This is a genomic window from Serratia sp. AS12, assembly GCF_000214195.1.
In the GTDB taxonomy this organism is placed as follows: Bacteria; Pseudomonadota; Gammaproteobacteria; order Enterobacterales; family Enterobacteriaceae; genus Serratia; species Serratia plymuthica.
The window spans coordinates 593,423-606,784 of sequence record NC_015566.1 but is presented as its reverse complement, the minus strand read 5'-3'; the positions used below and the strand labels follow the sequence as shown (position 1 = coordinate 606,784).

Below are 13,362 nucleotides of genomic sequence, written 5' to 3'. Positions count from 1 at the left end.
GCTAAGGCGCCTGATAATTGAACGTGGCTGAAAATCGTTTTGTTGTTTGCCCGGCAAAAGCGTCGCTCGGGAACGGCTTCACCTGGCTGATACTTTGTAAACTGCTCATTGCCGCGCGGTTCAGCAGCATGCTGGCAGCCTTGTTGGCGATGCCGGAAGAGAGCACACGGCCGCTGCGATCAACCTCCAGCCAGACCTCGACGTTGCCCTGCGGCCGTTCGAGCGAAGCCTGCCGTCCACTCGGGTAGCGCTTACGCTGTTCCAGTTCGTGGCGCAGTGCCTGCAAATAACCGTTTTCGACAGCCTGGGCGTTGACCTTCGGCGCGGCAGGTGCGGCCGGCGTTGGCGCAGGCTTGCTGACCGGCGCTTTCGGCGCAGGCTGTGCGGATACCGGTTTGGCCTTTTCTACCGGTTTGGCTTTCTCTTTCACCGGTTTGGGCTTGGGTTTTGGCTGCGGTTTGGGAACCGGCTTGGTCTCGATAATCGGCTCTGGGGCCGGCACCACGGGTTCAGGAACGGGTTGCGGCTCCGGTGGCGGGGGTTCGGGTTGCGGCGGCGTTTCCACCGGCGGTTCCGGCTGGGGTTCAGGCTCCGGCTCGACCAGCGCCAGTTCCATGGTGGTGTCGTCGTAGCGTGGCTGGATTTTCAACGCAGCCTGCTGGCTGGCGAACAGCAAACAACCCGCCACGATCAGTGCGGGCATCCAACTGAAAAGGTGACGTGAGCGATAGAGCAGATACATGTCACAGCTTCCGTGTGGCGATAGAGACGGAATAGAATCCGCCCTGGCGCAGGTTATCCATCACCGCCACCAGTCGCTCCACCGCAACGCCCTTGTCGCTGTTGACGATAATGGTGGTGGTCTGGTTTTCCTGCTGCTGCTGTTTGAGCGTGCTGACCAGCGCGTTAAGCGCCACCGGTTGGCCGTCCAGTTGCAATTGTTCTTCCGCCCCCAGCGTGATGATCGCTTTTTTCTGCGGCTTCAGTTGCTGAGCGCTGCCGGCAGAGGGCAACTGGGTTTTCAGCCCCAGCGCCGGGATCACGTTCAGGCTAATCAGCACAAAAAACACCAGCAAAAACATCATCACGTCGATCATGGGGATCAATTCGATGTGCGCCTTGTTCTTTTTCGGTTCGTTCCAGTTACGCATGGCACTCCCTCCCAAAAGCAAAGCAGCCAATATAGGAGGCCTTTGTTTACCTTTCGTTACGCTTTTGTGATCTTATTATCACACAGAGGGTATTTTGCGAGGATTGTTTCAGACAACACCTAACCTAACTGGTTATATAACCAATTAATTAACTGATATTTTTTATGCTTAAATAGCAAGTGCATCTGCAAGGCAGGTAAAAAAGCGGTGGGGTGAATGTGATTAACCTAACAGGCTACAACAAAACCTTCAGGCCGTGTTTTTACGAGAAGAAAACAGCGGCGGCGCGGTACGCAAAATAGCGATTTTCAGCCAAAAAAAAGACGCCCTAAGGCGTCTTTTTCACATCACTGAATCAATCAGTTCACTTTAACCGGCATACCGGAACGGGCTTTGATCGCCGCGTCCACTTCGCTCTGGTTAACGGCAGGATCCATCACCACTTTGCCCACTGGCGCAGAAAGGGTTAACGGCACCGGATCTTTGGACTTCAGCTCTTCTTCGTTAGCGGAAAGTGGGTTATGCACTTCCACGTAACGGGAACCGTCCGGTTCAACGCTGGCTTTCACCGGCTCGTTGATAAACTGCACGCGGGTGCCGACCGGCACGTTGTCGAACAGGTATTTGATGTCGTCAGCACGCAGACGCACACAGCCGTGGCTCACGCGCAGGCCGATACCGAAGTTGGCGTTGGTGCCGTGGATCGCATACAGGCGGCCAACGTACAGCGCATACAGGCCCATCGGGTTGTCCGGACCGGCCGGGAACACCGCCGGCAGGATCTCGCCGTCTGCCGCGTATTCTTCACGCATCTTGGCCGTTGGCGTCCAGGTTGGGCCATCTTTTTTACGCTGTACCGAGGTAATCCAGTTCAGCGGGGTGTCTTTACCCAACTGGCCGATACCGATTGGCAGCACGATCACGGTGTTGGTGCCTTTCGGGTAGTAGTACAGACGCATCTCGGCGCTGTTGATGATGATGCCTTCACGCGGTGCGTCCGGCAGGATCAACTGCTGTGGGATGGTCAGGGTGCTGCCCGCTTTCGGCAGGAACGGATCCACGCCTGGGTTGGCTTCCAGCATATTGCTCAGGCCCATCTGGTATTGAGCGGCAAAGCTCTCCAGCGGCAGCTTGCTGTCTTCGGGTACGGTGACTTGGATGTTTTCACCGACCAGACGGCTGTCTTTGGCAGGCAAAGGGTATACGACGGCGAAGGCAGACTGGCTGAATGCAACCAGCGCCGTACACAGGGTTAATAACGCGCGAATGTTCATTTTCATCTTCGTGTTGGTCGTGGCCACTGGCAGATTATTGATATAGGTTATTTTCGGCCATAAATGACCGGATGCGCATTATATGTGCACATTGACCTAAGTGCGAAACATTCCCTGTGTCATGACGCACTTTTTTGTAACCTGCTGCGGTATGAAGATAACTTACTGTGAAAAACGCCGCTAAAGCGCGACGTCTGGCGGCGTCATCCGGCGTATGGGGATCAGGTATTCACAACGGATCGCCGTGCTTGCTCCGTTGCAAACGCCGCCCGCCGCCGGGTAAAAGCGCTCGATATCCTGCCCCGGTCGCCGCACCGCTTTCATCATCGGGATCGCGGTATCGTACAGGCGGGCGATAAAGTTTTGTAATTCCTCCACCCTGCCCTGATAGACAAAACTGGCGTAGTCGCCTTGCTCGATGAGCACCCTCTCGCCTTCCGCCTGCTCATCCGCCAGCGCCACGGTATAGACAATGCGCTTTCCGCCACGTTGGCGACTGTCCGCCTCCAGGCTGGTGAGGCCGTATACCACCGCCGGCGGCTCGGCTTGCGTGCGCACCATCTGGCGCCAGGCGTGTTGACGCAGCTCGTGTTTCGAATGCGGCAGTTGCCCCAGGGTGCAGTTGCTCCGCTGGGAGCGCCCCACCAGTTGCATGGCCGGCAGGGTAACGATGTCCGCCTGCGGCAACGGCCCTTCGCTCAAACGCAGCGGCGGCTGCATGCCGTGGCTGGCCCAATCCGGACTGCGGCGATAGCCGGCCGGCGGCAAACCGAACTGCTTTTTGAAACAGCGGGTAAAGGTCTGCTGGGAATCAAACTGGTACTTATCGGCAATGCAGGCCACGCTGATGTGGGTGAGCCGCAACTCGCGCGCAGCGGCGCTCAGCCTTCTGCGCCGGGCGTAGGTCCCCAGAACGTGGCCGGTTAACTGCTTGAACAGCCGCTGCAAATGCCATTTGGAATAGCCGGATTTGGCGGCGATATCGTCCAGCGTCAGCGGCTGGTCGAGATTTTGCTCAATCCAGGCCAGCAGTTGAGTGATTACCTGTTGCTGATACATTGCGCCCCCTCAGAGTGCTAAAGCTGGCGCTTACTTTATCGACTACGGCGCTAGACCACATTGCACAATCAGGACATAATGTTTTTCAATCACGCCAAATTGAGAATAATTCTCATGACTGTTATTACCAAACCGCGTTTCGATATCGATCAGGTACCGCGGGCGATTTTTGCCGTACAGGGCTCCACCATCAGCAGCGATTGGGAGATGGCCCATCACCGCCATCGCAAAGCGCAGCTGATTTATACGGTGCGCGGCATGATCCGCTGCGAAGTGGAAAACGGCCTGTGGCTGGTGCCGCCGCAATGCGCGCTTTGGATGCCGAGCAACGTGCTGCATAGCGCCCAGGGGGCCGGCGACACCGAATGCTATTGCCTGTTTGTCGATCAGGATGCTATCGCCGGCTTGCCGACCCATTGCTGCACGCTGGCGGTATCGCCGTTGCTGCGCGAGCTGCTGTTGCAGGCCAGCGGGTTCGATCCGCTCTATGACGAACAGGGCCCGGAAGGACGGCTGACCGCAGTGCTGCTGGATCAGGTGGTTAATGCGCCGATCGAGAATCTGCATTTGCCGGTCTCTCAGGACGCGCGCATTCGCCAACTGACCGAGCGACTGCTGGCCAATCCGGCGGACAAAGCCACCCTGAACCAATGGGCGCAGCGCATCGGCATGAGCGAGCGCTCCCTCAACCGCACCCTGCAACAGCAGATGGGCATGAGCTTCGGCCACTGGCGCCGCCAGTTGCACGTGATGCTGGCGCTGCAACGGCTGACCAAGGGCGACAGCGTGCAGAAGGTGGCGCTGGATCTGGGCTATGAGAGCGCCAGCGGCTTTGTCACCATGTTCCGCAAAGCGGTAGGCAAACCGCCGGCGCGCTTTTTGGCGGAAAGGAACGCCACAGGCCAAACGGCGGGGAGCGGCATCGCCATGTAGCGGGCGGCGGTTAAGCACTAAATTCTAATTGCTGCGGTAAAAATAACTTTATGTTCAGTGGTGAAGATGACGATGTTTATATTCGGCCCAAGAGATACCGTCATATTTTTAGGATTAAACTCATTATTGATGATGAAAAATTGCATTCTGAAAATGCAATTTTTTATATTTACATGCACATCCTAATGATTCCAAAAGAGTTTACTACCACGCCGCATTATTCCGCACTCAATTGATTAGCACGGTAAATGATTTCCTGATAAAACAAAAAATCAAAAACAAAGCCAAAAAACAGCATAAAAATCCAAAATATTTCAAAATTAAAAAATTTAAAGTCACAATAAAAACATAACTCAGCTTAATGGCAATGTTAACATTTTGTAATGTTTTTATCCCTCATCAATTTGATGTAAATTTTCTTTATGTCTATAGTCAATTCCTGACCTTTAATGACCGGTAAATCGCCCTGAGAAAATGATCTTTTATTGATGACTTCATCGGCATTAATTGCCCTTACGCACTCTGACGATGCGTCTGTTGAGTCAATGATTTATTACAGGATCTGTTTTGCTGTGTGAATAGCCTAATGGAAAAAACGCCCTATTTATTGGTGCGGGCGCCGCTACGCCATTTTATTACCTGCCGTGCGCCAGACGTACTGAGCGAGTTTTAAATTATATTTCATTACTATTTATATCGGAGCAGATGCGTTTAATTCATATCGGGCTAAATCGGTAAGAATGTCATGGTCTGTATCCAAACCAACAACATAATTGGAATGACAATGTCATTAAATAAACTTACCCCAGCGCAACGCGCTATTTGGGCCGCCGCCCAAATGGAACCAGAGAATTTCCGCTTTAATGCCTGTTTCTTTCTGAAGCTCGGGAAAAATATCAATCAGGAAGCGTTGCATGACGCTTTGCTGCAACTCAACCAAGAAGCCGAGCTGCAAAGAATTTCCCTTTCGGCAACCGAGGAAGGCCCTGTTCAATTCCCGCATTTTCCAGCGGATGCTTTGATTGCCCACCATTCATTTGCTGATCAACACCAGGCGCAATCCTGGATGGAACGGCAAAACCAGCTCCCTTTCCCCCTGGACGGCTCAGCGCCCTTGCTGCAATGGCATATCATCGCATTGCCCGCCGGGGATCTGCTGCTGTATGGGAAATATCATCATTTGGTGCTCGATGGTTTTGGCCAATCGATGCTGATCGAACGTCTGGCGCAAATTTACACGTCCAGCGTGCAACATGCGACATGCCCCGCAAGCGAGTGGGTCACGCGCGAAGCCTATTTCGAAAGCCTGGACAATTACACCGTCGGCGCGCAGCACCAGCGCGACATGGCATTTTGGACCGCTAAACTGGCCTCGACGGAAGGCGCCACCACGCTGGGCAAAAACCGGTCCAGCATGGCCCGGGGCCTGTTGCAAACTCGCTGTACTCTTGCACAAGACCTTTATCGCCAAATCAACACCTTCGCCTCTGAGCACGGCCTTACGCTGCCGCAATTGTTATTGGCGCTGTTTTCCGCTTACAGCCACCGTTTAACCGGCCAGGATATCGTTCAATTGGGGCTGGCCGTGACTGGCCGCGCCACGCTTGTCGCGTTGAAAAAGCCCGCGATGCAGGCCAATGAAATTCCCCTGACGCTCTCTGTCTCAGGGATTTCAGACCTGTCTCAACTGTTGCGTCTGACCCGGCAGGAATTGGCGTTGGCGATCAAACACCAGCAATGCCGCAATGAGGATATTCATCGCGCCATCGGGCTGGGCGCCCCTGAAGACAAGCTAACCAAGACGCTGATCAATATTATTTCATTTGAACATGATGTTTATTTTGGCCATGAAAAAGCCCTCTGCCACCAATTCACCACCGGGCCGGTGACCGACCTGACTCTGACGCTGTTTATTGGCACCGATCGCATTGAGTTGCTGTGGGACGCCAACCCGGAAAACTATTCCGCCACCTTGCTCGATCATCATGCTCAGAGATTGATGCAGTTTATCGGCTGGTGTTTGACCCACCAGCGAATTGATTGCCCGGCGGAAACGCTGCTGCTGCCCGAAGATCGTCTGGCTATCCGGCAATTCAATGACAATCGGCAAGATTACGATCTTCAGCAAACGCTGCCGGCGCGGATTGACCGCCAGGCGCAATGCAGTCCCGACGCCATTGCGCTGCAATTCGCCGATGAGACGATCACCTATAGCGAACTGGTGCAGCGCAGCGAACGCTGGGCCTGCGGCCTGGTAGCGCAGGGGGTACGCCCCGGAGATGCGGTGGGCGTTTATGGCGAACGTTCCCTGGACATGACCCTCGCACTGCTCGCCATTCAAAAAGTCGGCGCGGCCTTTGTGCCGCTGGACCCTGAGCTGCCTATGGCCCGTTTGCAGTCTCAGATCGCCCAGGCCGGCATCCATACTCTGCTGTATTGGGATACGCCGCCCGATATCGGAACGGCAGTATTTTCATTGCAGACCAGAGAGTTAAACGATGCGGTGCCGTTCACCTTGCCGTCGGTCTCGCCGGACGCCATCGCCTATATCCTCTTTACCTCAGGTTCGACCGGGCAGCCTAAAGGGGTGGCCGTCAGCCATCGCGCCGTAACGAACCGCATTTTATGGATGCAGGCGGCCTACCCGCTTGACGCGGAGGATCGCGTCCTGCAGAAAACGCCGTTTACTTTTGACGTGTCGGTGTGGGAATTTTTCTGGCCGCTGACGGTGGGCGCACGGTTGGTGATCGCGCTTCCGGGCAGCCATAAGGATCCCCGCCAACTGATCGACATCATTCGCACGACGCAGATTACGACGCTGCATTTTGTTCCTCCGATGCTGGATCTGTTTTTAGCCGAGCTGGACGGCCGGCCGTTACCTTCGCTGACGAGAATGTTTTGCAGCGGCGAAGCCTTGAAATTGGCCAGCGTGACGCGCGCCAATCAGTCGTTGCCCGACTGTCGTCTGCATAATTTGTACGGTCCTACCGAAGCGGCCATCGACGTCAGCTATTGGGATTGCCTCCCCGGCGTGGCCTATGCCGGCAGCGTACCGATCGGCTATCCGGTGGCCAACACTCAGCTCTGGGTGCTCGATGCGCAATTGCGCCCCTTGCCCCCCGGCACCGTGGGAGAACTCTATATCGGTGGCGTGCAGGTTGCGCAGGGATACGTCAATCAGCCCGAACTGACTGCGGAGCGCTTTATTCCGCAACCCGATGAGCTTATTCCGCTGGCCGCCGATGGCGGTCGTCTGTACCGAACCGGCGATCTGGTGCGGCTGACCGAGCACCACGGGCTGGAATTTCTTGGCCGCCTCGATCATCAGGTAAAAATCCGCGGACTGCGCATTGAACTGGGGGAAATTGAAGCCCAACTGGTGGCGCTGCCGCAGGTGGAACAGGCACTGGTGTCAACCTATCGCGATCCTCTCGGTCAGGATCGCCTGGTGGGTTATCTGGTCTTGACCGAACGCGACGCGGCCGGCGACTCGCTCCCCGAGATCGAACGGCGGCTCAGGGCGACACTGCCGGAATACATGCTCCCCGCGCAATGGGTGATCCTGTCGGTGCTGCCGTACCTCAGCAACGGCAAAGTGAATCGCAAGGCGTTGCCGAGCCCCAAAGCGGAGCTGGAAAACGGCGGCGGTGAATTGAATGACCAGGAACGCCTGGTCGCCACGGTGTGGCAAAGCGTACTGCAACGGCCGACGTTGTCGCCGGATACGCCCTTCTACAGCCTGGGCGGTGACTCCATGCTGGCCATTCGCGTGCGCAGCGCACTGGAGAAACGCGGCTACGCCCTCGATTTGGCAGCGCTGTTTCGCAACCCGACGCTACGCCAACTCGCAAAGCAGCTGACACCGGTGGCCACAGCAACGACGCCGCCCGCTTCTCCGGCCCCTTTCTCACTGCTCACCCCGCAGGATCGCCAGCGTCTGCCGCAGGGATTGGAAGACGCTTATCCCTTGTCCGCCATGCAGAAGTCCATGGCCTACCAGGCAGAAATTGAACACGAGGCCTCGGTATATCGCGTGGTCACCTCATTGACCGTCGAGTTGCCGTTGACGCTTGCGCTGCTGCAGCGCGCCATAGAGTACACGTTGGCGCGCCATCCTTTGCTGCGCAGCAGCTTTGACCTTTCAAATTACAGCCAGCCGCTGCAGTTGGTTCATCAACGGGTCATCACCCCGCTGGCACAGGCGGAGGATCTCACCTCGCTGGCGCCAGAACAGCAGCGGCAAGCCCTATCGCGCTGGGTGGATCAGGCTAAATATCACCGTTTCACGTTGGCTGAAGCCCCGTGTCTGGCCTTTTTCAGCCACGGTCTGCATCCGCAACGCTTCCAGCTTTCGGTCATCGAGCACCACGTGGTGCTCGATGGCTGGAGCGACTTATTAATGCTGGATGAGATTGTGGATAATTACCGGCAATTGCTCGACGGCCGCGAACCGCAGCGCGCCGAGCTTGCAAGCCACTATCGCGATTTTATCGTTGCCGAACAGCAGATTGCCGCAGACCGCCAGGCGGCGGCTTTCTGGCAATCGCAACTGAACGAGCTGGATCCCGCGCCTTTGCCACGCCCAGACAAATCCGGCCCCACGCGGCACAAGTCCGTGCGCGCCGAACTGCCCGCCACGCTGGCCAACAAGCTCGGGCAGTTAGTGCAAACTTACTCATTGCCGCTCAAAGCGTTACTGGTTGCGGCTCACCTGAAGGTGCAAGCCGTCTTGACCGGCCAGGATCGGGTCGCTACCGGGCTGGTTTTCAACGGCCGCCTCGGGGTACAGGATGCAGATAAAACCATCGGCGTGTTCCTCAACACCCTGCCGCTGGCTCTGTCTATCGAACAGGCGTCATTTATTGAATTGGCGCAGAGGATCGCGCAGTTTGAAGCCGATGCCTATCCTTATGGCCGTTACCCTTTCACCGCAATGCAACGCGATTACGGTCAGGAAATCGTGTTGGACAGCTATATAAACTACATGGATTTCCATCGCAATTGGGGCGATGAAAACTCACCGATTTCGCATGCCTATGGCGTTGCAGACACCAATTTTGCTCTGGCGGTCAATTATCTGAAGGATCCGGTCAGCCAGTCTTTATCTTTGTGGTTTGACTGCAACCTCGCACAGCTGAGCGAGCCGCTGTGCGATCTGCTGCCGGAATATTACCTGCAGGCACTGAGTCAACTGGCGGACGCCCCGCAGCAGCCGGTATTCACCGCCGCGCTGGAGGCCGGGCGTCAACAGGCGCTGATTCGAGAATGGAACCGCACCGATGTGGCCTATGAGGCTGACGCCTGCGCCTATCGGCAGTTCGAGCACCAGGCGGCGCTTAATCCGCAGCGTGAAGCCTTGTGCTGCCGCGACGACAGCCTCAGTTACGCTGAACTTAATCAGTTGGCCAATGCCATGGCGGCGCGCCTGCGCGAAGCCGGCGTAATGCCCGGCTCGCTGGTGGGCATTTGCTTGCGACGCAGCGTGACGCTGGTGGCCAGCCTGTTGGCGATCCATAAAGCCGGGGCGGCTTATGTTCCTCTCGATCCCGACTACCCGGCGGAGCGACTGGACTATATCGTCAAAGACTCGCAGCTTTCCTGTCTGATCACGCAGGCCGACGCGCCCGAACTGGCCGCGGCCACACGCATCGAATGGCCGGAATATCGGGAGTTACTGCGTGAAGAGCATCAAAATCCGCCGCAAGCGTCGTTCGGCAACGATGTCGCCTATGTCATTTACACCTCCGGCTCGACGGGCAAACCGAAGGGCACCCTGATCCTGCAAAAAAACCTGACGAACTTCCTGGTCGGCATGGATGAGGCGGTGGGGTGTCGTCAGGAAGACAGCCTGTTGGCGTTGACCAGCATCTCGTTTGACATCTCCATTCTGGAAATTTTCTGGCCGCTGAGCCGCGGCGCCAACGTGGTGCTGGCCCCGGAACACCAGATCAACAATCTGGCGTGGCACGGCGACAGCCGCGTCGCCCCCCTGGAGTTCAGCCTGTTCTTCTTTGGCGCCGCCGCCAATAACGAACGGCGTCACGAAGGTTATCAACTGGTGCTGGACGCTGCGCGTTATGCCGATAGCCACGGATTCAAAGCCGTCTGGACCCCGGAGCGGCACTTCCATGCCTTCGGCGGCTTGTATCCCAACCCTTCCGTCATGTCCGCCGCGCTGGCGACCATCACGAACCGCGTCGAACTGCGCTGCGGCAGCGTGGTCGCACCGCTGCACGACAGCCTGCGCCTGGCGGAAGAGTGGTCCCTGGTGGACAACCTGTCGTCCGGCCGCGTCGGGCTGGCGTTCGCCTCTGGTTGGAACACCAATGACTTTGCTCTGGCGCCGGACAACTACCCGGCCAGAAAAGCCGTGATGCTGCAAAAACTGCAGGAATTGCGCACGCTTTGGCAGGGCGGATGCCTGCACCGCCTCAACGGTGACGGCAAAGAGGTCAGTCTGACGGCTTACCCTTCCCCGGTTCAGCCTCAGTTGCCGATTTGGTTCACGTCCTCCGGCGACGTCACCACGTTCGAATTGGCGGGGACCTACGGCGTCAATCTGCTGACCCATCTGCTGGGCCAGGATCTCGAACAACTGCAGCAAAAAATCGCCGCCTATCGCCAGGCCTGGCACGCTGCGGGTCATGCGGGTAACGGCCATGTCACCTTGATGATACATACCTTCCTGCTGCCGGACGAACAACGCGCCAAAGCGGTGGCTAAAGGCCCCTTCCGCGACTACCTGCGCACCTCCACCGGGCTGTTGCGCGAGCTGTCCGCCAGCATGGGGCTGGAATTCCAGCAGGATCTGCCGCAGGAAGATCTGGAGTCGCTGCTCGACAGCGCGGTGGAGCGTTACTTTGAACGTTCGGGTCTGTTCGGTTCGCCGGAAAGCGTGCTGCCGCTGTTGACGCAGTTGCAGCAGGCGGGGGTCGATGAGCTCGCCGGGCTGATTGACTTCGGCATCGCCAACGAACAGGTGCTGGAAGGATTGCAGGCGCTGAAACAGCTGCAAACCTTGCATCGGAACGAACTGCACGATGCGCCCTACAACTTTGCCGCGCTGCTGCAACGCCATCGCATCAGCCTGGTGCAAAGTACGCCGTCCTTTATGGCTGCGGTAATGGCGGAGCCCGCAGCGGTAAGCGCGATGGAGCATCTGCGCGCCATTTTGATCGGTGGCGAGCCCTTCCCCGCCGGCCTGGCCCAGCAGTTGTCCCAGCGCCTGGACGCGGCGGTTTACAACATGTACGGCCCGACGGAAACCACCATCTGGTCAAGCGTCCATCGCCTGCCGGGCAAAGGGTCGCAGGCCGCCAATCGTATCGCGATCGGCAAGCCTATCGCCAATACCCAAATGTTGATTCTCGGCCCGGACGGGCACCCAAGCCCGATCGGCGTCGCGGGTGAATTGTGGATTGGCGGCGACGGCGTCTGCCAGGGGTACCTGGGCCGACCGGAATTGACCGCCGAACGTTTCGCGCTGCAACCGGCTGTCGGCCAGGTTTTCTACCGCACCGGCGACCGCGCGTTATGGAATGCCTCCGGCGACATTGAATTTGTCGGCCGTATCGATCGGCAGGTCAAAGTACTGGGTCATCGCATCGAGCTTGATGAAATTGAAAGCGTGATCTCACGGCATCCACTGGTACAAAACGCCGCCGTCATCGCCGTTAAGCAGGAAAACGAACGTTACGAACTGGTGGCTTACGTTGAAATCAATGAAGCCCAGCAACAGGCCGGCGACTCGGCGAACACCCTGATCGCTCACTGGGGGCAACTGTGGAACAACGCCTACGAAGAACGCGCCAGTTATGAAGTGCACCATGAGCAGGATCGTCAATTCGCCGGCTGGTTAAGCAGCTATACCGGTGCGCCTATTCCGCCGAACGAGATGCGCGAATGGTTGAACCATACCCTGATCAAACTGCGTGCCTGCGATCGCAGCCATCTGATCGATGTGGGCGTCGGCATGGGGCAAATCATGCGTCATCTGGCGGCGGACAGCCATTCTTATCATGGGCTGGATCTGTCTCAGGAGGCGCTGAACGTCGCCCGCCAATCACTGCCGCCGGCGCTGCATTCCGCCGCACACATTACCCTGACGCAGGGCGACGCGAAGCGGCTCGAAAACCTGGCCGCGCGGCCAGACACGCTGGTGATCCTGAACTCGGTGATTCAATACTTCCCGGACCTCGGCTATCTGAAAAGCGTGCTGGACGAAGCGCTGCGCATCACCCAGGACGATGGCGTTATCTATCTCGGCGATGTCCGCAGCCTCGACGATCTGAGCGCATTCCATACCGGCGTTCAATTTTATAAGGCAGCGCCTCTGGCCCGCGTGGCGGAAATCCGCCAACAGATCAAAAGAGACAGGGAGGCGGAGAAAGAGTTGTGCCTGTCTCCGCGTTATTTCCAGGCGTTCAACGAGCGCCACGGAACCTCGCGCAAGCTGCAACTGGAGCTCAAGCGCGGGCAAGCCGCCAACGAACTGAATGATTTCCGTTATGACGTGATTGTCAGTGGCCGCAAACCGACCGCCGCACCGCGCTATCTGGACTGGCAAGGGCAACCCCTCGATTCGCACGGGTTGACGGCGTTGACCGCGCAGCTTAGTGACGAAAACCGCGAAAAACATCACATCGTCATTCGCAATCTGCCGAATTGTCGACTGCAACGCGACAGCGACCTGATGACGCTCTTGGCCGAGGCCGATGATGACCAGACCAAATGGGATATCGAGAAACGGTTGTGGGAAATCACCGAACCGAACCCACTGCACCCGGAAGATATCGCCAGTCACTTTGAGGCTCAGGGCTATCAGGTTCGATTGACGCTAACCCCGGAAGAGGGGCTGCGGCTGTTCAACCTCGAACTGACGCTGCACGAAGTTCCGCTTACCGAACGCCGCCAGACCGGCGTTATCGCAGACTCGAAGTGAGTGG

General features: G+C 57.3%; 6 protein-coding genes. 2 read left to right on the top strand and 4 right to left on the bottom strand.

Features of this window, described 5'->3' with window-relative positions:
- Window position 1: 1 nt before the first annotated feature.
- The 4 genes from SERAS12_RS02765 to SERAS12_RS02750 all read right to left on the bottom strand — a co-directional run bounded on the left by SERAS12_RS02765 (window position 2) and on the right by SERAS12_RS02750 (window position 3,484).
- Window positions 2-742, bottom strand: a complete 741-nt coding sequence (locus tag SERAS12_RS02765) for an energy transducer TonB (RefSeq protein ID WP_013811370.1) — start codon at window positions 740-742, stop codon at window positions 2-4.
- A gap of 1 nt (window position 743) precedes the next feature.
- The gene (locus tag SERAS12_RS02760) at window positions 744-1,151 is read right to left on the bottom strand and encodes a biopolymer transporter ExbD (RefSeq protein WP_004949818.1); all 408 of its coding nucleotides are present in this window, start codon (window positions 1,149-1,151) and stop codon (window positions 744-746) included.
- Between the two features lie 359 nt (window positions 1,152-1,510).
- Window positions 1,511-2,431, bottom strand: a complete 921-nt coding sequence (locus SERAS12_RS02755; RefSeq protein ID WP_013811369.1) for a L,D-transpeptidase family protein — start codon at window positions 2,429-2,431, stop codon at window positions 1,511-1,513.
- Between the two features lie 174 nt (window positions 2,432-2,605).
- Window positions 2,606-3,484 carry a helix-turn-helix domain-containing protein gene (locus SERAS12_RS02750; RefSeq protein WP_013811368.1) on the bottom strand — a complete coding sequence of 293 codons (879 nt, stop codon included), beginning with the start codon at window positions 3,482-3,484 and terminating at the stop codon, window positions 2,606-2,608.
- 114 nt (window positions 3,485-3,598) lie between these two features.
- Here SERAS12_RS02750 and SERAS12_RS02745 point away from each other — a divergent pair, with 114 nt between their 5' ends.
- A complete protein-coding gene (locus SERAS12_RS02745; protein WP_013811367.1) occupies window positions 3,599-4,417 on the top strand; it encodes a helix-turn-helix domain-containing protein in 819 nt (272 codons plus the stop codon).
- A gap of 745 nt (window positions 4,418-5,162) precedes the next feature.
- Window positions 5,163-13,358 carry a non-ribosomal peptide synthetase gene (locus SERAS12_RS02740; protein WP_311196262.1) on the top strand — a complete coding sequence of 2,732 codons (8,196 nt, stop codon included), beginning with the start codon at window positions 5,163-5,165 and terminating at the stop codon, window positions 13,356-13,358.
- Window positions 13,359-13,362 lie beyond the last annotated feature (4 nt).